This is a genomic window from Noviherbaspirillum sp. FW303-A3 (assembly GCF_058788695.1).
Genome location: NZ_JBYTAZ010000001.1, coordinates 1,770,733 through 1,797,214, shown reverse-complemented (window position 1 = coordinate 1,797,214; position 26,482 = coordinate 1,770,733). Strand labels below are relative to the sequence as shown.

Genomic DNA, 26,482 nt, shown 5'->3' with positions numbered 1-26,482 from the left:
ACTCTGGCAGGCCTGCAGGTCAAGTACGATTCGCATAGTGGTGAAAGTTATTCGTTTTTGTTGATTGCCCGCTGCAGATCGGAAAACGCACGGCGGCCCGAGGTCGACAGGTCCACAGCGGTATAAGTGTCGTCGATGCGAGCGGCGGGCTGCGCGGCCGGCAATGCCGACATCCGGGCGGCCATTTCCTTCAGCCTTTCCCGCATCGATGGGAAGCGCAACAGAATTCGCCCGGCAAGGGCGCGCACCTGGGGTTGCGCAGCCACCCGCTTCAATACCTTGACGACAGCTTTCCTGATCATCGCTTTCACTCTACCCAGCAGGCTGCGTATCATTCCCAGGACCAGGCGCGGATTCCGGAGGGCGGTCTTCATCTGGCGAATAGGGCGGGTAATGCGCCACGACGTACTGGCGTAGATGGCCGAAATCTGGTGACGGGCGAGCTGCAATTCTTCCTGTACCTGCTGAAGGTGGCGCCGGGCCTGCTCATGCTGGGCTGTGGCAGTTCGCGCTTGTGACAGCGCATCCTGTATCCGCGTTTCCGCCTGGTGAAGCTGCCCCTGTACTTGCGCGTGAATCTGTCCCAATTGTGTGCGAGCATGGTCTGCGGCTGCCTGAGCGTCGAGCGCACGCCTTTCCGCAAAGGCGATTTTTTCCTTCAACGGACCAAGGGGATGACTGAAAGCGTGATCCTCGCGCAACTGGAAATGGTCGAAAAAATTGGGCGGTGTATCGAACGAGGAGAGCAGCTCGCCATGTTCGCGCGCGACGTAATACCGGTTCAGCCCGTCGAAATATGCGAACTGATAACCCGTTTCCAGGACCAGGTCTTCCCACTCTTCATAGTTTGTCTCCTCGCTCTGCGGCCGGGTTGCTTCGATGAGGAGAACCCATGGGCGCCAGCGCTGAAAATCCATGCCGCGAAGGACCGCCTGCTCGAAACCTTCGACGTCGATTTTCAGAAAATGGATCGGTCCCTCCACATGTTCGGCACATATCGCCGCGAGCGTCGTTACCGGAACACTCTGCCTGTTGACCGTATGGCCGGCGCTCGCGTGCTGCTCGCCCACCGTCTGATCGACAGTCGACAGTCCGGTGCCGGGCACATCGTAGAACGTCAGCTCACCCGGTGCCTCGCCCACTGCACACGGCAGGTTGACGTCGGCAGGCCGCTTGATGCGCAGCCGTTCGTAATACTGGCGCATCGGCTCGACATTGATTCCGCGCCACCCGCGCTCATAAAAGGCGAAGGTGACCGAATCGACTTCGGGATCGTTGGCGCCAATATCGATATAGAAGCCATTCCTGACGTGCTTCAGCGCACGCCAGAGCATGATGTCCTCGAAATTCTGTGCGTAAGAAATGAATGTCATGAGCGTTGAACGTCCACCAGAGGATCGAGCCATGCGGATCCGATGAAATGCGTGCGGCTGATATTCACAACCGAAAATACGAGCGCCAGGTCCCGCCACTCGTAGTTATTGATCAGATGCGTATCCGTGCTGACCAGCGCCGTCGCGATCGAGTAGCTTCCCGGTCCCAGGTTGGCCGGGAACCTGAACCGGTACGTGATCTCCTCACCCGCCTTGACTTCGTTCAGGGGCATTTCCTTCAGATGGGTGTTTGTGCCGTACATCGGCTGTCCCAGCCTGTCCTTGATCTGGTAGCCGAGCACCAGGCGCGGGATCGGAGCATGCGCGGTGACCTTGATCTGCAGCGTGACGGCGCTGCCGACGTCGATGGCCTCGACCCGTTGTCCCTGTTCGTTCAGTAGGGCGATATCGGTCACCGTCGCTTCGCCGCTGCCCGAAATGGTCTGGACCTTGCCATCCTCGCGCTTGTCCTGCCGCACCGTCTGGTTTTCCCGTTCAGCCAGCATCGCGTTGTAGAAGTCCATGATTTCTTCCGGCGAGCCTTCCTTGGCCAGCCTGCCAGAATCCAGAAGGATTGCGCGGTCGCAGATCGACTGGATTGCCCCCTTGTCATGGGACACAATCAACAGCGTGGTTCCCTGCTTGCGGAATTCGCGGATGCGGTCGAAGCTTTTGTGCTGGAAGTACGCATCGCCTACGGACAGCGCCTCGTCGACGATCAGTACGTCCGGCCGCCTTGCCGTCGCCACGCTGAATGCGAGGCGCATCTGCATGCCACTGGAATAGACGCGCGCCGGCTGGTCGATGTAGTCGCCGATCTCGGCGAAGGCTTCGATTTGCGGCATCAGGTCGGAGATTTCCTGCTGGGTCAGCCCGATCAGTTGTCCCGCCATGTAGACATTCTGCCGGCCGGTAAAATCAGGATGGAAGCCCATGCCGAGTTCGAGCATGGCTGCCACGCGCCCGCTGATCGCAACGCTGCCGGTTGTAGCCTGCGTTGTGCCCGTGATCAGCTTCAGCAAGGTACTCTTTCCGGCGCCGTTGATACCGATGATGCCAACTGCCTCACCCGGATCGACATGGAAGTTGATGTCCTTGAGCACCCACTTCAGCCGGTACCGTGGACTGCGGAAAGGAACGAGCCACTCTGCCAGCCGCGACCACCGTGTCGCGTACTGCTTGTAGGCCTTGCCCAGATTGGAGACGCGAATGCTGCCCATCAGAGTTCATCCACCATTTCACCGCTACGTTTGCGGAACAAGCGCATGCCCAGCACGCAAAGCGCCAGGCCCAGCAGTGTGAGTGTCAGCAGGGTTGACCACTGCGGCCACTGCCCGTTGACCAGAACAGTCTGGTAACCCACCATCAGCGGCGTCATCGGATTCCACGCGATGAGTGTCTTGATATTGTCCGGAAGGATGGATACCGGATAGACGATCGGCGTGAGCCAAAACCAGAACTGCAGGAAGATGCCGAAGAACTGTCCGACATCGCGAAAGAACACGTTCAGCACGCCAATGACCGTCGCCAGTCCAATCGAAAACACCACCTGGATTGCCAGCAGCGGGAAGAGCGCCAGGTATGGCAGGCCAGGGAAGTTGCCGCTGATGACCAGGAAGCCTGTGAACAGGCCGAACACGATGGCAAAGTTCAGGAGCGCATTCAATACGACGATGATCGGCAGGCAAATGCGCGGAAAACTGATTTTCTTGATCAGGTTCGCGTATTCCAGGAAAACCGTCTGACCCCGGCCGGTGATCTCGCTGAACAGGCCCCAGGTCAATACGCCGGCGCACAGGAAGATGCTGTAGGCAAAGCTGGAATCCGTACCCGGCAGTCTCGCGCGCATGACTTGCGCAAAGATCACGGTATATACAACGATCATCGCTAGCGGATTGAGCACCGTCCAGGCTGCACCGAGAATCGAGTTGCGGTACTTGGACTGGAATTCCCGTTTGATACTGCCCAGGATGAAGCCGCGATACGCGAGCACGGCCTTCAGCATGTCTCCCGAGATCATTGGGCGGCTCCACCCTGTGGGGAAGTAAGAATTCGCATTACTGGATAACAATCAGGAATCGGCAAGGAGGGATGTGCGGTGCTGGTTTAGCATTGTTACTTTGGCAAACCGCAAGACCGGGTATTTTACCGCACTCAACAAGCAGGTGCTTTGCGATTACTTCTTGAAACTCTTTAGTTGCCGGGGGGCTTATTCGCCGTAGCGGTGCCGCAGACGAAGGAAGGGCTGCTCGATGGTCCGGTAGCTGAGAGTCGCGAATGCCCAGGTGGCGGAGTAGACCAGCACCATCATGAGTGCCGCATCGAGCTGACGATGGCCGCTGATCACGGTCGAACCGAGCCAGCCGTAGGCCAGGTAGATGATGAGTGCATGCAGCAAGTAAAAGGAAAAGCTGATGTCGCCGCCATGCTGCAGGAACCTCTCTAGCCATTTCGGCTTGGCAATATCTGCCGCAAGCCACGCCACGATGAAAAAAGCCCAGCCGAGGCTTTCCTGCATGGACCATGTAATCCAGAAAAACACTTTCTGGTTGGGTGAAAAGAAGCTGCCGTAGCGTGATTGGATGACGCTGTTGAGCACGGCAACCAGGCATGCCGCCAGCAGCAGTTTTCCGCCGTGGTGCGTGATGGGCAACCTGTAATCGCGGTACACGATGGCGGCCAGCATGCCGATGAGGAACTGGTCGAACCTTCCGACGAGCGTCGAAAAGAACATGTGCATGCTGCGTTCGCTTGCGCCATATGCCGCCAGCTTGAAGAACAGCATCAGCACCAGCCACTGCACCAGGTAACGCGGTCCCTGCTCGATCGCGAAGCGGGCGAGGAAGGGGAATACGAGGTAGAAGGCGAATTCCAGCGAGATCGTCCACGCCGCGCCCGTGATGAAATACTTCGACGTGGGCGCATCGCCCAGGTTCGAGAACAGGACGTAGAGGATATCCTGTGGCGCGAAGCTGTCGCGCCCGATCGAAATAGCGATAAAGAAGACGGTGATGAAGAGCGGGAAGATCCGCAGGAACCGGTTGCGGATGAAATCGCTGTAGACGATTCGTTTGTGATGCAGGGCGATCTGCATGAACAGGAATCCGGACAGCGTAAAGAACAGTCCTACTCCCGTATGGCCCTCAATGAAAAGCGCGAACCAGTTCCATTTCTGCGACGCGAAGGCCTGCGTATCGCCCTTGTAGAAATAGAGATAGAAATGGAAGAAGAAGACAAGGCTCGCGGCCAGGCACCGGAGTTCGTCGATTCTCGGATTGTGCGGAAGATTGAGCGAGCGCATTGGCCGAGATTATGCCCCGCCCTGTGCCAGTTTCTGCAATTCCGCAGGCTTGAAGATGATCAGCCGGTGCGTATCCTTCTTGACGATACCCTGCTGAACCAGCGCAAGCAGCGCCCGCGTCACTGTTTCGCGGCTGGTGTTGATCATGTTGGCGATGTCCTGGTGGGTCGGCAGGTTTTCCACCACTTCGGTATTCTCGGGGCCTTTCTGCTTGAGCAATTCGAGGAAGCTGTAGATCCGGCGCGACGTGTTATTGATGCTCAGGAGCGCGCGGAATTCCGAATCGCGCTGCACCTTTTCCGCCAGGTGCCGAAGCATCAGGTTGGCGACGGAAGGAGAATGCGAGAACAGGTGCAATGCAGTCGGCCGCGGCAGGAAGGCGACGAGTACCGGACTCAACGCAATCACCGACGCCGTGCGTGCCGCACCCGTAATAACCGCGATCTCGCCGAAAAAGTCACCCGGCTTCAGGATGCGAAGGCCGATGGCGCGGCCATCCTCGGTGATATCGATGACTTGGAGTTGCCCCGAAAGCAGGAACAGCAGGCTGTCGCCAGCGCCGCCTTTTTGCAGCACAACCTCGCGGCGCGCGTACTGGCGCAGGCGCAACTCAGCCTTGACACGCGCCATTTCCTCGTCCGTCAGATTGGCAAGCAAAGGAATCTTGCGCAAATGAACCTGCAAGTTCACTTGCATCACCTTCAGGTTGACTTTGGCGGGCGCGCCTTGGGGAACTGCGGGCGCAACCGGTGCAATGGCGTCATCCTGCCTGGCAAGCGTTTCGTTTGGGCTTGACGTCATTCAATGTTGCTCCTGGAACCTTTCGCTGAATTATAGCGGTCATGCAACCCGGCTGTGTTGCATCGGAGCACGAAACAACAGGTCTTAAATTTCCAGAAACATCTTTGAAAAAATTGCCGCAGCCAGGATGCCTGCAGAGTTGGCAGTTAAATCACGCCAGCAGAATCGACGCCCCGGAACGGAGTTCTGCAGGATCTCGATCAGCAGACCGAACAGGAAAACAATGAACAAAGCGGCAATCTCACCGGTCGCCGTGCGGGCGATGCGACCTGCAAGCAGGGCCAGCCCGCCGAAGGCAATAAAGTGCAGGAGCTTATCGTTCGGCAAGGGCGGCAGCCATTTCGCCGGCATAAGGCAGCCGACCGAAACCAGAAGAGTGGCTCCGACAAGAAGAAGAGCTTCCCACGGCATTTCGTTACCTTTTCGTTACGCGTTAAGGAGGAATTTGTCAGTGATGCAAGGTGTGCATCGAGATGCCCACAGCCTTTCACACCCGGCTTCGAGGCAGTAGAGGTTGCCTGCGGGTGCTGCACAATGATTCTTCGCATCCTTTCCCCCGTCATCCCCGCGAAGGCGGGGATCCATGGTGAGTCAAGTCGAAGAAGCTCCTCATGCTCCCCGGCTTCACGGGAACAAAAGGTTCCCTTGAGAATGGCAACCCGTTAGAAGTCCTGCCACTGCCAGCTCACCTGCAACTGGCGGCTATTATATTGAAAGATGGAAATATTCTCGTTGTTGCGTACATGCCGCATCTCGATATTCACCGTCTGTTTCGGGGCAACCGGAATACTGAGCGCTGCCCGTACGACCTGGGTGCGCTGACGCCGCGCCTCGTCAATCAACCCCGGCGAGTAGGGCGCTCGCGCGTCCCAGGACTGCCCGGTCCATCCCAGTTCTGCATTGAGGTCCGAGCCAATCCGGGTCCGTCCTGCGACACTCGCCAACCAGCCGCTCCTGTCGCCGCCGGGACGCAAAGAGGTCGCCCGATCCGTCAGGTAAGCGAGGCTGGCCTGCGCCTGCGAACTGCCGCTCCGGTACGCCAGCAGTCCCCGCATTTCCCAAGTGGTCGAGTTGTAATCGGTGAGCGTCGCATACTCCAGCTGCGTCGCGCCGGCCACCACGCTGAACTGCAGTTTCCGCGGCAATGGAAGCGGGGGCGTGAGCCGGACCTGCGCCTGTGCCTGGCGTTGATAGAGGTGACCGCCAAGCGTCAGGGCGGCCAGCGCACCGCTGCCGCGCACGCCCCACGTCCCCACGCGCCACGGCTGCTCCAGGCCCACGGCCATCGACGCCGTATTGAAGCTCGACAGCGAGTCGTTCTGCTGCGCGCGCAGCTGTGCGAAGACGATGCCGCCGTTGGCGTTCATCTCGCGCATGTACTCCGCGGACAATGACGTGAACTGGTCACTGCGCGGCAGGAATTCCGGCAGCAATTGCAGCTCGATACGGCTGGTCCCGACGCCGATCGAGAAATTCGGGCTGCTCGCCCCTTGATTCACGTTGCTGTCGACGCCGCGTCCCAGGCTGACCGACACATGCTGCCGTGGTTGCCAGCCCTTGCAGCCTTCGCGTCGAATCCCGTTGATGACTTCCATGATCGACGGCGGCGGGAAGAATCGCGTCTCGATCACCTGGAGTATCCGCTCGACTTCCTCTGCCTGCCCGAGTTCGCACTGGATGATGGCCAGGTCCAGCCACGCGCCTGCATGCTGGGGCTCCTGTTCGATCATGCGCATCAGCGCTTCGCTCGCATCATGCTGGCGGCCTTCGATGATCGACTGCATCGCGTCCAGGTACAGGTCCTGCTGCCCGTGGCTGCTTGCGTCAGCCACGCCTGCACTCAGCAGCAGCGTCACGACGCCTGCAGCCAGGCCGAATGATCTGGTCCAACGGCTCGTCACGCTGCCTGCTCCATCTCGGGAAGGTCCAGCGTATAGAGCTTCGTCGGCTTCTCCTTGCCGCGCAGGAGCGTCTCCCCAAGGAACACGAAGCGATGCCGCGTTGACCTGCTGACAGCCCCTTCACCTATGATGATGCTGTGCGGATAGTTCCGCGCCGCCTGCTCAAGACGGGCAGCGACGTTGACACTGTCTCCGACCGCCGTATAGATGCTGCGGAACGACGTGCCGAAATCGCCCGCCATCGCCTGGCCGCTCTCGATGCCGATGCGTACCCGTATCGGCGGCAGTCCGGCTTCCAGTCGAGCTGCGCTGAAGCTGCGCACTTCCTCCAGCATCATGATGGCTGCGTCGATTGCCTCGTCGGTGTGATCGTCGACCGGAAGCGGGGCACCCCAGAACGCCACCAGCCCGTCTCCCGTGAACTTGTCCAGCGTCCCGCGCCGGGACAGTACAGGCCGTGTCAGGCAGTCCAGGAAGTCCCGCGTCAACTGCGCCGCCTCCTCCATGCTCAACGCTTCGACCTGCTTGGTATAGCCCTCCATGTCCGCGATGAGCGTCGTCACGTCCAGCCGCTTCGGCGCCAGCGGATCCCGCAAGTCGCGCCGCAGCAGTTCATCGACCACCGCATCGGCCACGTAATGGCGGAAGGTATAGAGCAGCTTGCGCGAACTGCTTTGCGTCAGCTGCCAATGGAAAGGCACTGCGACCGCCAGCAGGAACAGGATCGACACCAGCGGGCCTGTCGTGGCAAACAGCGGATCGTGAGGCACCAGCGCATAAGCGACCATCAGCCATGCCGCCGTGGCAACACTCATCAGGCCGATGTTGATGACGGCAGACAGGCGCGGAAATGTGTACGCCGCAACGATCGCAACCACGATCGCGAACAGCGCCGCGATGAGCCGGCCTGGCCAGGCCGCTGGCGCATGGCCTGCTTGCCGGTCCAGCAAAGATGACAACTGCGACGCGTGCACCATCACCCCGCTGGTCGATGGATGCAGCGGTGTCGCCACCCGGTCGGTCAGGCCAAGCGAAGAAGACCCAACCAGGACCAGCTTCCCGGCGACGAAATTCGCAGGCACATCCTGGCGCAGTATCTCCGCGGCCGATATCACCGTGTAGGCAGACCAGTCCCGCATGTACGAAATGCGCTCCCAGCCTTGCGGCAGCGTGGACTGCATCGACGGCGCACCGGAACAGCAGTCCAGCAATGCCAAGGATAGCGTCGGATAATCGCGTCCCTCAAAACGCGTCACCATCGGCAGCCGACGGATCGTTCCATCCGGATCGGGCCGGAAACCGATATTCCCGAAGTGAGCCGCCTCCGCCAATCCGATGTGGTTGCCGATAAAGCCGGTCGCCAGCGGGACATTGGCCGCCGAGCCCGGTTCTTTACCGCCGCCCGCATGCCCGACACGCACGGGGAGTTGCCGCTGCTCATAGTCGAAGGCCTGCGCCAGGACCACCGGGCCATGCTGCGTCAGCATGGCCAGCCGTGCGTCACCCGCAGGGTCCGCGCGCTCGGGAAAGACCAGGTCAAGTGCAACCGCCCGCGCACCATACGTGCTCAACAGTTTTTCCACCAGGTCGGCGAGCCGCGCGCGCGGCCACGGCCACGGGCCGATGGATTGAAGGCTCGCCTCGTCGATATCGACGACCACGATCCGCGATTCGACCTCCGTGCTTGCCTGCAGGCGGATGAACTGATCGCGCAGCCACTCGTCGCCCAAGAAGGATTGATTTGCCGGCACCAGCCACTGAGCACCGATGCCAAGCAGGATCGCGATGAATGCGACGAGGATGCGCAGGCCGGCGGCGGATCGGAGGGAAAAGGGAAGGGCGGCTGGTGACTTCATGAAGTTGTGTGATCAAACGCCCCGGCGCATCGTGCTATCGCCTCGTTTTTTACCAAGCGGAAAGTATAGCGCATGTACTTTCAAGCATTTCGGAAAGTGGCCGGCATACCACGCAGGTTGACGCGCAGAGGAAATGCCGCGCAATAGCATTGCAACTCGAGTTTGAAGGCGGGCACCCAGCCCCGATTCACCTCAACCCCCCACCCCGTCATCCCCGCCTTCACGCACTGGTGTCCGGAATAATTTTGTTGACATGAGTAGCTTGATGTTCATTCCGTCTGTCTGAAGAGAGCGCCGCAAAGTCCCTTCCCCCTTGCAGGGGGAAGGCTAGGATGGGGGTAGTGAGGTTGAGCCATCGAAGGCAATAATTCGACCTTCACACCCCCATCCCAACCTTCCCCCTTGCAGGGGGAAGGAGCACTACTGCGAAATCAAGTCGGTAGCATGGTTCATTCGCCGCTGGGTGAAACCCTTCAAAGCCTCCCGGCCTTGTCAACAAAATTATCCCGGACACCAATGCGCCTTCACGGAGATGACGGGGAGCAGAATGCGAAAAACGATGTGAGCACGCCCGCAGTGACACGCCGCAACCCATTACTGCCGCCCGGACGAAGTGAAACGGCATCCGGATCTGTTCCGTAGGGAAACCCAACACCCCACCCCCGAAAAGTTGTCCACAAGCTAAATCGTTGTTTTCAAAGAAATTGCTAACAGAAAATTTCTTCTTTTCATGTAAAATGTGACAGCCATCACATCATTTATCGGATGACATCGGAAAATGGTGGCATGGAGAAATGGACAATGCGTAGCCTCTTTTTGACAGCCACTTTGATGTTCGCCTCGGCGCTTGCCCAGGCGGGTGAGGCTGCGCGCGTCGTGTTCGTTGCCGGCGACGCAAAGATCGGCGCGAATCGCGTTGCCCTGGGCAACGCCGTGCAGGAAGGCGACGAAGTCACGACCGGCGCAGACGGCTATATATATATGAAGACCGTCGACAACGGCTTCCTCATCCTGCGTCCTTCCAGCCGCGCCCGCATTGTCGCCTATCACATTGACCAGAACAATCCGGCCAACACCCGCGTCAAGCTTGAGCTGATGAACGGCGTCGCCCGCAGCATTTCCGGCGACGCGGTCAAGCAGGCGCGGCAGAATTTCCGCTTCAATACCCCGGTTGCCGCGATCGGTGTTCGTGGCACCGATTTCACTGTATATACCGACCAGGAAACCTCCCGCGTCGCCGTCATTTCCGGCGGTATCGTGGTCGGCGGTTTCGGCCCCGGTTGCGGCCCGGACGGCAGTGGCCCATGCGAAGGCAGCGCCAGCCGCGAGCTTTTCGCGCATCAGGTTGGGCAGCTCCTGCAGGTACGCAAGGGTCAGCCGGCCCCGCAACTGCTTCCGCTGAATGGCAATTCGCCTGACCTGAGCGCCCCGCCGCGCAACGACGAGCCCAACGGCAAGACTTCCAGTGCGCCGTCCATCGGCTCCATCCTCGCTGGCGCCGACATCAGTCTCGATCCGCACAAGAACGCAGGTCTCATTGCCCGGATCACAGCTTCCATGCCGCAGTCGCCGCCGCCTGTTGTGGTGATCAATGAGCCGGGCGTGGAACAGCCGCAACGCCAAGTCATCTGGGGTCGCTGGCAGGCAATCGCAGACAGCCCGGCCGGCCTGGACGTCACGAAGGCGGTTGAAAGCAAGTCGCAGCTCCTCGCTTTGAATACCTACTTCGCTGTCCTCCGCTCCCAGGGCGCAGATTGGCAGGTTCCTGCAACCGGCAATGTCGGCTTTGCGCTCAAGCAGAGCGAAGCCTTCATTGTGGACGAGCCGACGCGCAAGGTTTCTTCCGCCAGGGTGGAAAATGGCAAGCTGGATGTGAACTTCGCCTCGGCACGGTTCAGTACAAGCTTTGACCTTGTGAGCAACAAGAATCAGATCTACAGCTTCCAGGCTCAGGGAGACCTCACGCGGGACGGCAAGCTGCTCGGTGACAACCAGCTCAAGCTTCCCACCAACATGTCGGTGCAGGGTGTCATGGGTCCGGCAAACGGCGGCGAGGCTGCCTATATCTTCCAAGGTCGTATCGACGACCAGCGCTTGGCTACCGGCGTCACCTATTGGCAGAAGTAATCCTGCCTTGGGTTGCGCTGAGTAGTAATTCATCCTTCGGAATATCTCCATTCCTTCGTCGCCTGGTCAGTCCCAGCTGCAATCCTGACGTCGGCCTGGACGGTTCAGCCTCTGGCCCGGAAGGGCAATGACGCGGCTTCATCTCCCATTTTTATGCTATTGCTTCAGCAGCAATATTTGCCCATAATCCACGGTTGGCCGCAGTTTGTGGCCAAAATGCATCACTCGGGCCGGGGATTTCTGGATTTTTGTGACGGCTGTCACATAACCCAAAAGTTCCTTCTGCCATGATCCTTTCCGCGGACTTGTGATTCTGCAAGTCATGCGGATCCGCAACATAAATTATTGTCGTTCCTTCCTAGGAGTAATAAATGGGTGCATTCACTGCAACTGTACAAAAACTGTATGTGGCTTTCTTTAACCGTCCTGGCGACGTTCTCGGCGTAACGTTCTGGGAAGGCAAGATGGCTGAGGGCTGGACCGAGGCTAAGATCGCTGCCGAGTTCGCCAAGTCGACCGAGTACACCGACCTGTACAAGGGCATGAACCAGCTGCAAATCGTTTCTACCCTGTACACCAACCTGTTCGGCCGCACCGCTTCCCTGACCGAAGCAAACTTCTGGGCGCAGCGCATGCTGCGTGGCGAAGAGACCATCGACGGCATCGCACTGAAGCTTGCAAACAGCGCCCAAGGCACTGACAAGACCGCGGTCGACAACAAGGTTACGGCTTCCACCACCTTCACCGACAACCTGGACACCATCGCTGAAGCCAACGGCTATACCGGCATGACTGCAAACGCAGTTGCCCGTACCTGGCTGGCAACCGTGACGGACACCGCTGCTTCGCTGACCGCTGCAACCGCTTCTGTTGCTACCACGATTACCTCGGCTGTTGACGCTGCGAATGGCGCGCTTGGTCAAACCTTCACGCTCACTAATGGTGTGGATACGAAGACCGGTGGCTCGGGTGCCGACACGTTCGTTGCCGCTGAAGTGAGCAACGGCGTCGGTGGTTTGACTGCTTCTCTGACCGCTCTGGATAACTTGGACGGCGGCGCAGGTACCGATACCCTGAACGTTTCTGTTACCGCAGCGGGCCTGAACACCACCACTATCGGTGCAACGGTCAAGAACATCGAAGTTGCTAATTTCCAATCCACCCAAGCACTGACGGTTGATTCCTCTGCTTGGACTGGTCTGACGAACCTGAATGTCACCAAGGCGGTTGCTGCTGCCACGCTGACCGCTGCCAACACCACCGACGTCAGTGTTTCCGGTGCTGAAGCAGCTGTTAGTGTCACTGGCGGCAAGTCGGTCACCGTTACCCAGAAGATGGATACGGCTGCTGACGACATCGTCATCAACAAGGCAGGTGACGTTACCGTCGTTGCTACGGATTCGGCTGCTGCTGCAGGCGGTATTGACATCGGTGTTGGCGCAGGCAATGCAGTCACCGGCGCTGTGTCTGTTACCTCGACTGGTGCTGCTGTTGCAATCGCTAAAGATGCTGGCGCTACTGCGGTTGCAATGGACGCAATCGCTGTGACTGGCGGTACTACTGTCACCGTAACGCAAGATGCAAACTCCGTTTCTGGCACTGCGGCGACCAATGTCGACAATACTGGCGACATCATTACCCAAGGCGCAGTGACCGTGATCGGCGGCGGTGCTACCACTTCGGTGACCGTTGTCCAAAGTGACCAAGTTACTGCGAAAGCAGCTGCTACTGCTGCTGGTGCTAGCCAGACTCAAATCGTCACGTTCAAGGCCCTGGTTGCTGGTAACTCGGTTACCGTGAATGGCCTGACCTTCACCGCTGTGGCAAACATGACGGCTGAAGAAGTCGCCCAGGCATTCGCCGGTTTGACGAATGCTGATCGTCAAGATGACGGTGGCCCGACCTCGAAGGGTATTTATACCGGTGCGAACAACACGCTGGCGTTCACGACCGGTGCTGCTGTCGGCGCAACCGTAACCTACACCGAGGTGACCGCTGGTACTAACGCTGCTGCGATTACTGTCGCTACGGCTCAAGGTACCGGCACTACAGCCCCGACCGCTCCGACAGTCGCTGCTGGCGTTACTGGTGTTGCAACCGTTGCAGCTGTCACCGGTGTTATGGGTGTTGCTAACGGCGCCGTAGCGATTGATGACGGCGCAACCAAGACCATTACCACCATCACGGTCGATGGGTACAGCGCTGGTGCTACGCTGGGTGCTGTAAGCTCCCTGGATAAAGTCGCCACCCTGACGCTGAAGAACTCTGGTGCTGGTGCAGCCGCATTGGACACTTTGTCCACAGGCTCGCTGACGCTGAACCTGACGGACGTGGATGGCACGGTGAACCTGGATGCATCTGGTGCCGCAACGCTGACGGCGCTGACCATCAACACCTCGGGTGAGGCTTCCACGGGCGCTATCACTGCAGCAGCAGCTACCACCGTCACCATCAATGCGGAAGCCGCTCTGTCGGGCGCAAGCACCTTCACGGCTGCAACCTTGATTGATGTCAACGGCTCGGCCGCTGTCAACCTGACCGGCGCAACCACCAATGCTGCCACCCTGAAGACCATTGATGCATCCGGCAACACCGGTGGTGTCACGGCGGTTCTGGGTGCTGCCAACTCTGTTGCATTCACTGGTGGCTCTGGCAGTGACTCGCTGACTCTGGGTGCAGCAGCTATTGCAGCGACTGCAAACGTCGACATGGGCGCAGGCAACGACACGCTGACTGTGGCTGCTGGAACGACGGCCACCACGATTGTCGGCACTGTCAAGGGCGGTGACGGCACCGACACCCTGGCGATGGGCTACGCAGACGCTGTTGCAGTATCCGCAGACACCGCTTTTGACGCAGAGGTGGTCGGCTTTGAGCGCCTGACCATTAATAACGTTGCTGGCGTGGATGCTGCTGCTGTCACTTACACGGTGAACCTGGCTAATCTGACTTATGACTATGTGACCGTGAACGGTACAAATGAAGTTGGTGCTGTGGATACGCTCGCATTGACCGGTATGGCTGCAAACGGCACCGTAGCCTTTGGTGCTGGTAGCACTGCAGGCTCGCTTTACACGGTTGCTCTGGCAGATGCTACTGGTACGGCAGATGCGCTGAACTATGTTCTGGCATCTACCAACAAGACTGCTACGGCAGCAGATGCGGTACTGGGCACAGCCAACAATGCAGGTACGATTACTGCCAACCTGGTTGAAACCTTCAACATCACGTCGTCCGCGGCTGACATTGATGGCGCAACCAACGTCATCATCGCCAATGGTGACACCGTCAAGGCGATCAACGTCTCCGGTAATGCGGGTGTCAACCTGACCTCTACTGCAACTACCCTGAAGACCGTGGATGCAAGTGGTCTGACCGGCACCGGTGCAGCAGGTGGCTTGGTGTTCACTGCCAACAACACCAGCATGACCGTGACTGGCGGCGCAGGTAACGACCAGATCACCGTGGCAGCAACGGCTGACAGCGGTAAGTTCATTGGTGGTGCTGGCAACGACACCTTTGTAATCGCGGCAGGCGCTGACCTCATCACCTTGGATGGTGGTGCGGGCGCAGACGTGTTCGACTTCAACGGTGTGTCGACCAACAAGAGCAACTACGCGGTTATCAGCAATGTCGGTACTGGCGATAAGATTGACTTGGCTGGTCTGGGAGCTGTCGCTAGCTTTGCTGCTACCAAGATCACGCTTGCTCTGGGTGCTACCGAATCCACGCAAGCTTATCTTGACCAAGCAATGACGACTCTTGCCGCTAACCAAGCTGGCTGGTTCCAACTCGGTGGCAATACCTACATCGTTGCTGACGTTGGTGCCGAAAGCGCGGCCACTTTCGTGGACGGACAAGACTTCGTGACCATGATTGTCGGCACGGTTGACCTGGCTACTGCGTCCTACAACGGCACGGTCAGCATCCTGGAAATCGCCTAATCTCCCTCGGAGATGCACCTCCTACCTCGGTAGGGGGTGTGCGAAACACCTTAAACCCCGCTGCTCACAAGGCAGCGGGGTTTTTTTATGGTTCTTCAAAACAACGGGGTCACAAAACAACGGGGTCACCCATTAGCCGGCCGTAGTCAAGAAAGAAAATTCACCCGGCGTCGCGGTGATAACCGCGACGCAATTGCTTTTCGTTCCCGCACAGCTGCCGCATCGCGCCCGTTTTTTCGCTCGTCTGGTTACGATAAGAAGTCGCACCAGTCACCCATCAGGATCAAGCGCGACAGCGGTATGGCTGCTGTCGGCCCTGGCAGTCTGCACTGCCCCAGAAAAACGTTGGTACCGTCCCGTGTTCAAAACAAAAAACTGACAGATCAATGGCTTTCGATAGTCGATGCCAACCCCACATTGGCTCACGGCCCGGGCGACAAGCTTGCTGTTCGGGCGGCGGTGCAGCGGCGTCCATTCAGATCTGCTGGTTGAGGACTGAAAATCATCTAGCCGGCCTCCCTCTGCGGTAATGCGGAGGGGTTACAGTAAGAGAGCAATGACGAGTTGTTCTCACCTGAACCTGGAGGCCGGTATGAACAAGTATAGCGGGATCGATCTGCATTCAAACAATTGCGTAGTTGCGGTGATTGATGACATGGATCGCGTGTGTTGTCAGCAGCGTGTACCAAACGACTTGGCCGAAATTATTGCGCTGCTGACGCCATATCGAGAGGAGTTAGTCGGCGTCGTGGTGGAATCGACCTACAACTGGTATTGGCTGGTTGATGGCCTGCAGCAAGCTGGGTATCAGGTTGAGCTGGCCAACACGACGGCCATCGAGCAGTACAACGGGTTGAAGCACAGCGGTGACGAACACGATGCGCGACATCTGGCGCATTTGCTACGGCTGGGCATTTTACGTACCGGCTATATCTACCCAAAGGAACTGCGCGCGGTTCGGGATCTGGCACGCAAGCGCAGCCAGCTGGTGCGCCTGCGCACCATGCATGTGTTATCGATAGAGAATCTGGTGGCAAGACAAACAGGCGGACGCATTTCCGGCAACGCAGTCAGGCAACTCACAACGGACGCGGTTGCGCAATGGGGATGGCTGCCCGATGCCGCCTTGGCAGCACAAGCCAGTCTCACCGTCATGCATGCCGTCAATGACGTTATTGTGCAGCTGGAAAAGCGATTGTGCGAGCGTGTGCGACTGCGACCAGAATATGCCGTACTGAAGTCGGCGCCAGGCATCGGTGACGTGCTGGCGACTACGATCATGCTGGAAGCCGGCACAATTGATCGCTTTGCCCAGGTCGGCAACTTCGCCTCCTATGCGCGGTGTGTTGACAGCGCACGCTATTCCAACGGGAAGAAGAAAGGCGAAGGCAACCGCAAGAACGGCAATCGTTATCTGGCATGGGCGTTTGTCGAGGCCGCCCATTTCGCGCTGCGGTACAACGACGCCGCGAAACGCTTCTACGAACGAAAGAAAGCAAAGACGAATGCCGTTGTGGCCACCAAGGCACTGGCGCACAAACTGGCGCGCGCCTGCTATTACATGTTGAAGGAGCAGTGTGACTTCGATGAACGACGCTGCTTCGCTTGACGGTTAAGGCGGTGCCGGCGAGCCAGGATATGGGGTTGGTCCTCAACCAGCAGATCTGAATGGACGCCGCTGCACCGCCGCCCGAACAGCAAGCTTGTCGCCCGGGCCGTGAGCCAATGTGGGGTTGGCATCGACTATCGAAAGCCATTGATCTGTCAGTTTTTTGTTTTGAACACGGGACGGTACCAACGTTTTTCTGGGGCAGTGCAGACTGCCAGGGCCGACAGCAGCCATACCGCTGTCGCGCTTGATCCTGATGGGTGACTGGTGCGACTTCTTATCGTAACCAGACGAGCGAAAAAACGGGCGCGATGCGGCAGCTGTGCGGGAACGAAAAGCAATTGCGTCGCGGTTATCACCGCGACGCCGGGTGAATTTTCTTTCTTGACTACGGCCGGCTAATGGGTGACCCCGGTTTTGGTTTTTGCTAATTTTTTGCCGAAGGATACTTACTCCCGCATCAGGATCGACATCAATTGATGCTATTGTTAATGCGATACATCTCGGAGAATGATATGCGAACGACCCTGTCACTTGATGATGATCTGCTGGAGAAAGCGCAGTCTTTAACTGGTATGACGGAAAAGGCGGCCTTGTTGCGGGAAGCGTTGAAGGCGCTCATTCAGAGAGAAAGTGCCAAGCGGCTTGCCTTACTGGGCGGTTCGGAGCCGCAACTCGGGGATATTCCCCGTCGCCAAACCCCATGATCCTGGTGGATACCTCGGTCTGGATCGACCATTTGAGGCAAGGCGACCCCGAATTGGAACGGTGCCTCAACGTTGGGCAAGTACTGGTGCATCCATTTGTGATCGGCGAATTGGCACTGGGTAGTTTGCGCAACAGGGATGTTGTGATCGGAGCGTTGCAGGAATTGCCAATGGCCACTATTGCCACAGATCAAGAAGTGATGCAGTTTATTTTATTAATCGCGAAGCGCTTTACGGCCTTGGCATTGGATATATCGGTACATCTGTTGGCTTCAGCCCGCTTGTCGCCGGGAGCCTTGTTATGGACGCGAGATAATCGACTTATTTCGGTGAGTGCGCGACTTGGGTTGGCTGTCAATTCCATGCATTAACGCCAACCTCCCATAAGCGGCAAAGCATCCGGGACTTGCACGCACCGGGTCAAAACGTCGGGGCAGATCAACCATCACAATCACGCCCCCGTAGTCCCCCATAAGCAACGCCAACTACCTCAGTCCAATCCCGACGGAAAAAAGTCTGGTCGGCAACCTTGCGCTATGTTAAGCTTCAAAAAATGTGATTTGCGTCACATTTAATGAGGTTTCGAGTGGCGTGGCGTCATTGGTTGCTTAGTGTCCCCCTCGCACTATTTTCTCGTCGTTCTGCACGCCGCTTGTGCAAGAAAAAATCAGATGAAATCCAAATTCCAAATTCCGCCAAATGAAATCGCGCAGGCGCTTGCCAGCTTCAAGAGCGCGTTTCGTACGGTTGGCATCTTCAGTGCGATTATCAACCTGTTGATGCTTGTTCCCTCGATTTACATGCTGCAGGTCTACGACCGCGTTCTGCCCAGCCGCAACGAGATCACGCTGTTGATGCTGACGCTGCTGATGCTCGGCCTGTATGCGTTCATGGGCGCCCTGGAATTTGTGCGCAGCTATGTCCTTGTGCGCGTCGGTGCGCAACTGGACATGAAGCTGAACAAGCGCGTCTACACCGCAGCGTTCGAACACAACCTGAAGCGCGGCGGCACCAATGCTGGCCAGGCGCTTCAGGACCTGACCAATATCCGCCAGTTCGTGACAGGCAATGCCCTGTTCGCGTTCTTCGACGCGCCGTGGTTCCCGATCTACCTGATCGTGATCTTCTTCTTCGAGCCGGGCTTGGGCATCTTCGCACTGGTCGGTACCGCCATCCTGATCGCGCTTGCCTTTATCAACGAAAAGGTGTCGAAGAAGCCGCTTGGCGAGGCCAACAAGCTGGCGATTGCTTCCAGCACGCTCGCGACCAACAATTTGCGCAACGCGGAAGTCATCGAATCGATGGGCATGCTGCCTAACCTGATGCATCGCTGGTTCTTGATGCACGGGAAGTTCCTGCAGTTGCAGGGTGAGGCGAGCGACAAGGCCGGCGTCGTCAGCGCGATGACCAAATTCGTTCAGGTGTCGCTTCAGTCCCTGGTCCTGGGTTACGGCGCGCTGCTGGCCGTTGAAGGCAAGATCACCCCCGGCATGATGATCGCCGCGTCCATCCTCATGGGGCGTGCGTTGAGCCCGGTGCAACTGGTGATCAGCGTCTGGAAGCAGTGGGCAAGCACCCGTAGCGCCTACGAGCGTCTCACCGACCTCCTGAACGACAACCCGGAGCGCAAGGCTGGCATGAGCCTGCCGAAACCACAGGGTCAGGTTTCCGTGGAAGGTGTGATGGCTGCGCCGCCCGGATCGCAGGCCCCGATTTTGCGCGGTGTGACCATGGCCATTCAGCCGGGCGACGCGCTCGGCGTGATCGGCCCCAGCGGTTCCGGCAAGTCTACGCTGGCACGCCTGCTGGTCGGCGTCTGGCCTGCGATGGCTGGCAAGGTGCGACTGGATGGCGCGGACATCTACCAGTGGAACAAGGACGAACTTGGCCCGCATATCGGATACCTGCCGCAGGACATCGAACTGTTCGCGGGTACGGTCAGCGAGAACATCGCGCGCTTCGGCGAGGTCGACCCTGAGAAGGTGATCGAGGCGGCAAAGCGCGCCGGTGTGCACGACATGATCCTGCATTTCCCCAAGGGCTACGACACTCCGTTGGCCGATGGCGGCGGCGGCCTGTCCGGCGGGCAGAAGCAGCGCATCGGCCTGGCGCGCGCCATGTATGGGGATCCTTCCCTCATCGTTCTCGACGAGCCCAACTCCAACCTGGACGACGTGGGCGAACAGGCACTGCTCGCGGCGATCGTGGATCTTCGCCGCCGCGGCAAGACTATCGTGTTGATCACGCACCGTACCAGCGTGATCGGGGCAACCAACAAGCTGCTGCTGTTGCGCGACGGTACGGTCCAGGCCTTCGGCCCGACCAATGAAGTGCTGAATGCCCTCAACAAGGCGGCGCAGCAGCAGGCCCAGCAGGTGCAGCAGGCGAAGCTGGCGCAACAGCAGGCAGTGGCGCAGGAAGAGGCAAGGCTGGCTGCTGCCGGCGGTCAGAACGCGGTAACGGAACAGGAATAAGCATGAGGAAGCTCTTTGGTGATAAGGCAGACGCTACCGATGTGGTCGTCGCGGATGAAGCGCTGAAGGTCGTCGATACCGATGCCAGGACACCGACCCGGCTTGGTTGGCTGGTTGTGCTGGCCGGCGTGGGCGGTTTCCTGCTCTGGGCAAGTCTTGCTCCGCTCGACAAGGGTGTTCCTGCATCCGGCACGGTGACCGTGTCCAGCAGCCGCAAGGCTGTCCAGCATCTGACGGGCGGCACGGTGGAAGACATCCTCGTCAAGGAAGGCGACCAGGTGAAGGCAGGCCAGGTGCTGGTGCGCATGAATGATGTGCAGACCAGGTCCGCGGCCGAGATGACGCGCGTCCAGTACTTTACGGCCCGCGCCGCCGAGGCCCGCCTGATGGCGGAACGCGACGGCAAGAAGACGGTGACCTTCCCGCCGGAGCTGGAAAGCGCCAAGAATACCGATCCGCGTGTGGCGGCCAACATTGGCCTGCAGACCCAGCTGTTCACGTCCCGTCAGGCGGCCATCCAGAATGAACTGGCGGCGCTGGAAGAAAACATTTCCGGCCTGAAGGCGCAGGTGCGCGGACTGGAAGAGTCGCGCGACACGCAAAAGACCCAGCAGCAGATCCTGAAGGATCAATTGCAAGACCTCCGCGAGCTGGCGAAGGAGGGCTACGTCGCACGCAATCGCGTCTTCGACCTCGAGCGCACCTATGCGCAGGTCAACGGATCGATTGCCGAAACGATCGGCAATATCGGCCGTGCGCAACGCCAGATCAGCGAACTCAGCCTGCGCCGCATCCAGCGCCAGCAGGAATACCAGAAGGAAGTGCGTTCCCACCTGGCCGACGTGCAGAAGGAAGCGGAAGCGCTGGAGAACCGCCTGAAGAGCCAGGATTTCGACCTCGCCAATTCGCAGGTCAAGGCGTCGGCGGACGGCATCGTGGTCGGCGTGAACGTCTTTACGCGCGGCGGCGTCGTGTCGCCGGGTTTCCGCATGATGGACATCGTGCCGAGCGACGACCCGCTGGTTGTCGAAGGACAGGTTCCGGTCAACCTGATCGACAAGGTGCACAAGGACCTACCTGTCGAACTGATTTTCGCGGCATTCAACCAGAACGATACGCCGCATATCCCGGGCGTCATCACGCAGGTCTCGGCGGATCGCCTCGTGGACGAGAAGACCGGCGTGCCTTATTACAAGGTGCAGGCGCAGGTCACGCCGGAAGGCAAGCAGTTGCTGAAGAATCTCCAGGTTCGCCCTGGCATGCCGGTGGAAATATTCATCAAGACCGGCGAGCGCACGATGATGAGCTACCTGTTGAAACCCTTGTTTGACCGTGCGAAGACGGCATTGACCGAGGAATGAGCGTGGCAAATAACCTGAGAAGGCGTACGCTTTCGGCGGCGGTTGCCGCTGCAATGTTGGTTCAGGTCACTCATGCATCGGCTTTGGGTCTTGTGGATGCTTACGAAGCGGCGTTGCTGAACGATCCCACCTATCAGGCCGCCGTGTATGAGAATGAGGCCGGACAGCAGTACAAGGCGCTCGGCCGGTCGAATCTGCTGCCGAGCGTCTCGGCCAGCTATTCAAAATACAAGAACCGCGCCGATATTACGCAGCCCAATTTCTTGGGTGATCCGACCACGACGCATCCGCAATACGACAGTTCGTCTGGTACCGTGCAGTTGCGGCAACCGCTTTTCAATCTGGATGGCTTGGCGCGCTACCGGCAGGGCGTGGCGCAGACCAACTACAGCGATGCGCAATTCTCCGGAAAGAAGAAGGATCTGCTCATCCGGCTTGTTTCCGCATATGCGGAAGCAAAGTTCACGGAAGATCAGCTCGCGCTGGCTATCATTCAGCGCGATACATTGGCCGAGCAGAAAAAGGTCAATGAGCGCATGTTCGAGCGCGGGGAAGGTACCAAAACCGACATGCTGGAGACGCAGGCCAAATTCGATGTGGCCGAAGCCCAGTTGATCGAGGCGCGCGACAACATGATCACGGCACGCAATACGCTGGCCACCATTGTAGGTTCCGAGGTGAGCGAGCTGGACGGCCTGTCGGATGATTTCCGCGTCATGCCGATGCAGCCGGCGGGCTTTGACGAGTGGAAGGCGCTTGCGCTGGAAAACAATGCAGAACTCGCAGCCCTGCGTTACTCCGTCGAAGCGGCGGAGCAGGAAATCAGCAAGGCGCGCGCAGGTCATGCGCCGCGGCTGGATTTCATCGCCAGTTATAACAAGAGCGAGTCGGACACGCTGAGCACGCGCAACCAGGACTCCACCGCGCGTACTGTCGGCGTGCAATTGAACATTCCGATTTATTCCGGCGGCTCGGTTTCCGCTTCCACAAGCCAGGCTGTTGCCAATCGCGAGAGGGTACGGGCGGACCTCGAGTCCAAGACCCGCCAGGTGCTGGTCGAATTGCGCAAGCAGTACAACCTGGTGTTGAGCAGTGCGGCGCGCATCGACGCCACGGTCAAGTCGGTGCAGTCCGCACGTGCGCTGGTCCTGGCGACGCAGCAAAGTGTGAAGGGCGGGGTGCGCATCAATCTGGATGTGCTGAATGCGCAGCAGCAGTTGTACACCGTGCAGCGCGACCTTGCGCAGGCGCGCTACAGCTACCTGCTGAGCTTCTTGCGGTTGCGCTTTGCGGCGGGCACCCTGTCGACGGAAGACTTGCATACTGTTGCCGGATACTTCGTGAAGGGCGCAGGCGGCAATGCAACGTCCGCGTCGCTTGCACCGCTGCCCGTGACAACGAAAGGTCTGGTTGAGGCGCCGAAATATGTCGTGCCGGGGGCCGTCCCGCAACCGGTAACGGCGCGTCCGACCGATACTGCGCAAAAGGAGCTGCTCGACGTCGTCGATGCATGGGCGCAGGCGTGGAGCAGGCAGGATATCCAGTCCTACCTCGGTTTTTACGCGTCCGACTTCCAGCCCGGGAAGGGGCTCTCTCGCGACACGTGGGCCAAGGAGCGAACGGCCAGGATCGCGGGGAAGGCCAGCATTTCCGTACGCGTCGATTCTCCCGAGGTCGTTGTCAACGGGGATACGGCAACCGTGAAGTTCCGCCAAGTCTACAAGTCCGACCGGTTTGCGGACGACCAGCGGAAGGTTCTCGTGCTGACCAGGACTGGCGGTGCATGGAAGATCAGGCAGGAAGGCAGCAGCGCCTGATCCGGGTTTCGTTTTAGGCATGCAGATTCAGCATGTACAATCTTTGACAGGATGGCAGCGGCGATTCCGCTGCCATTGTCTTTTTGTGTAGTTGAAAGCTGTGTGGTTGATCGCCTGGATCATAGAAGCAGGGTGCGCCTTGCGCACCATTGCGACGGCATGAAGGGTACCGGTACGCGGGGCGCACCCTGCAAAATCAACTGGATGAACTACTAGGGGGGGATGTGGAGAATCAGCCGGTGCGCAACGGTGTGGACAGCGGCAAGGTCCTTTTCGCGGACCAGTTGCGTGCTGTCGCAGCGGTGAGCGTGATGATCGTGCATTTGCTCGGCGTGTACTGGGCAGCGCGCGATGTGGTGGCGCGCCATATCTTTGCTCCTCTATTGACGGGACCATCGGCACGCAGTCTGGAATGGATCAGCTTTTCGCATTTCAATTTCGGCCCGTTCGGTGTCGCGCTGTTCTTCCTCATCAGCGGTTTTGTCATTCCGTTTTCGTTGACCAAATCGACCGGGCTGCGTTTCCTCGCCGCGCGCGCCCTGCGGATCTATCCTACCTATATCGTTTGCCTTCTGGTCAGCCTGCTGTCTGTCTGGCTGTCGTCCCGGTATTGGGGTGTGCGCTTCGACTGGAGCGTGCAGGACATCCTGCATAACGCCTTGCTGCTGAGTACCGTGACGGGTGTGGAAACCATCGACATGGTGAATTGGAGCTTGGCAATCGAAATCAAGTTTTACCTGCTCGCTTGCGTACTGGCGCCATGGATTTCCAGGGGGCGAATTGCGCCGCTGCTGTTCCTCGCGCTGGCGTTGACTGCCGGAATTGCCTGGAACGCGCATCTCATGCCTCTGAGCGCCAACTCGGTCAACCTGCGTTTTGCATCCGTACACTTCAACCTGATCGCCCACGATCTGATGTTCATGCCCTTCATGTTCGTGGGAACGCTGTTTTCGTACCGCTTTCGCGGACAGATCACGCGCGTGCAATTGCTTGCGGGTGCGGTTGCACTGTTCGCACTGTTCATTGTCGGCTGGGTGAATACTCATCTCAAGGTTCATTTCCCGGAGGTGCCCTTGAATTACCTGTATGCGCTGGTGGTGTTCGCCGCCGCGTACGCGCTGCGCAGGCATTTTCGGCCCTTCAAGCCGCTGGACTGGCTGGCATCCATCAGCTACCCGCTGTACGCGCTGCACTCGCTGGTCGGGTATGCGTCGCTGCGCTACCTGAACGCGCTTGGCGTGACCTACTACGTCGCCGTGCCGATTGCCACTGCGCTTGTGATTGTGATTGCATGGATGGTGCACAACTCGATCGAGTTGCCGACGCAGAACCTGGGCAAGCGCATCATGAAGCGCCGGCCGCTAGCCGACACTGGTGCGCAATCAACTGCTGCCGGCAGCCGGGTGTAGATCCCCATGGGATCACGGTTGAGCAGACTCAAGCTCTGAGTGCCGCCACTAAAAATAACAGTGTATTCGTAGCTCCAAGTTCTTCGGAGGGGAGCCGAACGCAACGGAGATTGTGGCGATGCCGGCTCGCAGGTGGGAGTTGCGGCATTGAACGGAGTGCCCTTCCCATTGGCCGGTCAACGGAATGGCACGTTGACCGGCATCGCAGGAGTCACGGCGAGGGCGGGGGCGTTGTCAGCTCCGCATGTCGCGGGCCGACCTTCCGGCAATGCGGGCAAGACTCCCCCGGCACGTAATACGGCGACAACTGCTCCCGCGGCGTCACTACTGCCCTGCACGCAAAGCACTGCTTCGTATCCGTCGCCTCCAGTTTGGGATTCAGCGCCGTCCGGTAGTCGAACACGAAGCAGTCGCCGGTGTAGTGCGCGCCGCCCACTTCCTCGAAATACTTCAGGATGCCGCCGTCGAGCTGGTACACGCTGTCGTACCCGACGTTCTGCATGTGGATCGCCGCCTTCTCGCAGCGGATGCCGCCGGTGCAGAAGGTCACGACCGTCTTGCCAGCGAGTTCGGCCTTGTGCTTTGCCACCACTTCCGGGAATTCGCTGAATTTCTCGATGCGGTAATCGATCGTGTTGTCGAAGGTGCCGACATCCACTTCGAATGCGTTGCGGGTATCCATCATCACGACCGGCTTGCCGTTGTCGTCATACCCCTGGTCCAACCAGCGCTTGAGCGTTTTCGGATCGACGGCCGGGGCGCGGCCTTCTTCGGGTTTGATCAGCGGATTCTTCATCGTGATGATTTCGCGCTTGAGCTTGACCAGCATCTTCGTGAACGGCTGGCGGTCGTAATAGCTTTCCTTGACTTCGATGTCGGCAAAGCGCGCGTCGGATCGCAGCCAGGACAGGAAACGGTCGATCGGTTCACGCAAGCCGGCGAGGAACAGGTTGATCCCTTCCGGGCTGAGCAGGATCGTGCCTTTCAGGCCGAGTTCTTCGCACAGCGCGCGAAATTCCGGACGCTTCTCGACCGTGTCATCGAAGGTGATGAATTTGTAGGCGGCGATGTTGATGTAAGTGTTGCTGGAATACATGAATAGGCGAGTTGGTGTAAGTCTTTGATTTAGCGACATTATAGGCGCAATGCAAGGCACGGTCTTTTGCGTAGCGATGTTGGCGTATAATGCGCATATCTTATGCGTATTCATGGAGCGCATGCCATGGGAAATCTCGTTTCCACGCCCAAAAAGGCGACCAATCTCACGCTTTCGGCGGACGTTCTCGCCGAGGCAAAATCTTTGGGCATCAATGTTTCCCAGGTTTGCGACCAGTTCTTGCGGGATCTTGTTCGCCGGGAGCGCGAGCGATGCTGGAAGGAGGCGCATGCGGATTTCATCGCGGCCTACAACAACACCGTGGGGCAGGAGGATTTGCCGCTTGATCAGTGGCGGACGTTCTGAAATGCCACGATTCGATGTGTACAGAAACGGTGGGGCGCACGCAGGGGATACACCATTTCTTCTGGACGTACAGAGCGATTTGTTGTCCGGACTGCATACGCGTATCGTTGTCCCTCTGCGGCGCCGGGATCGTTTCCCGGAGGTCACGCTTCCTGCGAATCTGATTCCGGTTTTCGAGATCGATGGGGTCGCGTGCATGCTCGAAACCCCAAAGCTTGCCGCGGTGCCACTGCGCATCCTCAAGACGCCTGTTGCTTCGTTGAGCGAGAGGCAGTTCGAGATTGTTGCTACTCTGGATTTCTTGTTCCATGGTTTTTAGATTCATTGCCATTCGGAAGTG

Annotated in this window: 21 protein-coding genes; 11 read left to right on the top strand and 10 right to left on the bottom strand. The window is 58.7% G+C overall.

Annotated features, from left to right (window positions below; genetic code table 11):
• Window positions 1-47: 47 nt before the first annotated feature.
• From AC3WOY_RS08775 to AC3WOY_RS08740, 8 genes are all read right to left on the bottom strand, one after another.
• Window positions 48-1,373 (bottom strand): FkbM family methyltransferase, encoded by a 1,326-nt coding sequence (locus AC3WOY_RS08775; protein WP_492422794.1) that lies wholly within the window; start codon window positions 1,371-1,373, stop codon window positions 48-50.
• Entirely contained in the window at window positions 1,370-2,593 is a 1,224-nt protein-coding gene (locus AC3WOY_RS08770) for an ABC transporter ATP-binding protein (RefSeq protein WP_492422792.1), read from the bottom strand. Before AC3WOY_RS08770 ends, AC3WOY_RS08775 begins: the two co-directional genes overlap by 4 nt.
• A complete protein-coding gene (locus tag AC3WOY_RS08765) occupies window positions 2,593-3,393 on the bottom strand; it encodes an ABC transporter permease (RefSeq protein WP_492422790.1) in 801 nt (266 codons plus the stop codon). Before AC3WOY_RS08765 ends, AC3WOY_RS08770 begins: the two co-directional genes overlap by 1 nt.
• A gap of 189 nt (window positions 3,394-3,582) precedes the next feature.
• The gene (locus AC3WOY_RS08760) at window positions 3,583-4,674 is read right to left on the bottom strand and encodes an acyltransferase family protein (protein ID WP_492422788.1); all 1,092 of its coding nucleotides are present in this window, start codon (window positions 4,672-4,674) and stop codon (window positions 3,583-3,585) included.
• 9 nt (window positions 4,675-4,683) lie between these two features.
• Window positions 4,684-5,475 carry a Crp/Fnr family transcriptional regulator gene (locus AC3WOY_RS08755; RefSeq protein ID WP_492422786.1) on the bottom strand — a complete coding sequence of 264 codons (792 nt, stop codon included), beginning with the start codon at window positions 5,473-5,475 and terminating at the stop codon, window positions 4,684-4,686.
• Between the two features lie 84 nt (window positions 5,476-5,559).
• Window positions 5,560-5,886, bottom strand: coding sequence for a VanZ family protein (locus tag AC3WOY_RS08750; protein ID WP_492422784.1), 327 nt, complete (start codon window positions 5,884-5,886; stop codon window positions 5,560-5,562).
• Window positions 5,887-6,137: 251 nt separating this feature from the next.
• Window positions 6,138-7,376 carry a tetratricopeptide repeat protein gene (locus AC3WOY_RS08745; RefSeq protein ID WP_492422782.1) on the bottom strand — a complete coding sequence of 413 codons (1,239 nt, stop codon included), beginning with the start codon at window positions 7,374-7,376 and terminating at the stop codon, window positions 6,138-6,140.
• Complete coding sequence (locus AC3WOY_RS08740; protein ID WP_492422780.1) at window positions 7,373-9,232, bottom strand: CHASE2 domain-containing protein; 1,860 nt, start codon at window positions 9,230-9,232, stop codon at window positions 7,373-7,375. Before AC3WOY_RS08740 ends, AC3WOY_RS08745 begins: the two co-directional genes overlap by 4 nt.
• 801 nt (window positions 9,233-10,033) lie before the next feature.
• Here AC3WOY_RS08740 and AC3WOY_RS08735 point away from each other — a divergent pair.
• Window positions 10,034-11,359: a FecR family protein gene (locus AC3WOY_RS08735; protein ID WP_492422778.1), complete on the top strand. Its 1,326-nt coding sequence runs from the start codon at window positions 10,034-10,036 to the stop codon at window positions 11,357-11,359.
• A 151-nt stretch (window positions 11,360-11,510) separates the two neighbouring features.
• Here the strand turns inward: AC3WOY_RS08735 and AC3WOY_RS08730 are convergent, their stop codons facing one another.
• Window positions 11,511-11,648 (bottom strand): hypothetical protein, encoded by a 138-nt coding sequence (locus AC3WOY_RS08730; RefSeq protein WP_492422776.1) that lies wholly within the window; start codon window positions 11,646-11,648, stop codon window positions 11,511-11,513.
• 82 nt (window positions 11,649-11,730) lie between these two features.
• Here AC3WOY_RS08730 and AC3WOY_RS08725 point away from each other — a divergent pair, with 82 nt between their 5' ends.
• The 8 genes from AC3WOY_RS08725 to AC3WOY_RS08690 all read left to right on the top strand — a co-directional run bounded on the left by AC3WOY_RS08725 (window position 11,731) and on the right by AC3WOY_RS08690 (window position 24,680).
• Window positions 11,731-15,303 carry a DUF4214 domain-containing protein gene (locus AC3WOY_RS08725; RefSeq protein ID WP_492422774.1) on the top strand — a complete coding sequence of 1,191 codons (3,573 nt, stop codon included), beginning with the start codon at window positions 11,731-11,733 and terminating at the stop codon, window positions 15,301-15,303.
• 592 nt (window positions 15,304-15,895) lie between these two features.
• Window positions 15,896-16,912, top strand: coding sequence for an IS110 family RNA-guided transposase (locus tag AC3WOY_RS08720; RefSeq protein ID WP_492422772.1), 1,017 nt, complete (start codon window positions 15,896-15,898; stop codon window positions 16,910-16,912).
• Window positions 16,913-17,427: 515 nt separating this feature from the next.
• Entirely contained in the window at window positions 17,428-17,619 is a 192-nt protein-coding gene (locus AC3WOY_RS08715; RefSeq protein WP_492422770.1) for a type II toxin-antitoxin system VapB family antitoxin, read from the top strand.
• A complete protein-coding gene (locus AC3WOY_RS08710) occupies window positions 17,616-17,990 on the top strand; it encodes a type II toxin-antitoxin system VapC family toxin (RefSeq protein ID WP_492422768.1) in 375 nt (124 codons plus the stop codon). The genes AC3WOY_RS08715 and AC3WOY_RS08710 overlap by 4 nt, the downstream gene beginning before the upstream one ends.
• 300 nt (window positions 17,991-18,290) lie before the next feature.
• Window positions 18,291-20,093: a type I secretion system permease/ATPase gene (locus AC3WOY_RS08705; RefSeq protein WP_492422766.1), complete on the top strand. Its 1,803-nt coding sequence runs from the start codon at window positions 18,291-18,293 to the stop codon at window positions 20,091-20,093.
• 2 nt (window positions 20,094-20,095) lie between these two features.
• Entirely contained in the window at window positions 20,096-21,454 is a 1,359-nt protein-coding gene (locus AC3WOY_RS08700; RefSeq protein ID WP_492422764.1) for an HlyD family type I secretion periplasmic adaptor subunit, read from the top strand.
• Window positions 21,455-21,456: 2 nt separating this feature from the next.
• Window positions 21,457-23,271: a TolC family outer membrane protein gene (locus AC3WOY_RS08695; protein WP_492422762.1), complete on the top strand. Its 1,815-nt coding sequence runs from the start codon at window positions 21,457-21,459 to the stop codon at window positions 23,269-23,271.
• 224 nt (window positions 23,272-23,495) lie between these two features.
• Window positions 23,496-24,680, top strand: a complete 1,185-nt coding sequence (locus AC3WOY_RS08690) for an acyltransferase family protein (protein WP_492422760.1) — start codon at window positions 23,496-23,498, stop codon at window positions 24,678-24,680.
• 211 nt (window positions 24,681-24,891) lie between these two features.
• Here the strand turns inward: AC3WOY_RS08690 and AC3WOY_RS08685 are convergent, their stop codons facing one another.
• The gene (locus AC3WOY_RS08685) at window positions 24,892-25,776 is read right to left on the bottom strand and encodes a sulfurtransferase (protein WP_492422758.1); all 885 of its coding nucleotides are present in this window, start codon (window positions 25,774-25,776) and stop codon (window positions 24,892-24,894) included.
• Between the two features lie 126 nt (window positions 25,777-25,902).
• Between AC3WOY_RS08685 and AC3WOY_RS08680 the strand changes: the two genes are divergently transcribed.
• Together AC3WOY_RS08680 and AC3WOY_RS08675 are read left to right on the top strand one after the other, a co-directional pair.
• Window positions 25,903-26,142 (top strand): type II toxin-antitoxin system CcdA family antitoxin, encoded by a 240-nt coding sequence (locus AC3WOY_RS08680; protein WP_492422756.1) that lies wholly within the window; start codon window positions 25,903-25,905, stop codon window positions 26,140-26,142.
• Window position 26,143: 1 nt separating this feature from the next.
• Window positions 26,144-26,461, top strand: a complete 318-nt coding sequence (locus AC3WOY_RS08675; RefSeq protein ID WP_492422754.1) for a CcdB family protein — start codon at window positions 26,144-26,146, stop codon at window positions 26,459-26,461.
• Window positions 26,462-26,482 lie beyond the last annotated feature (21 nt).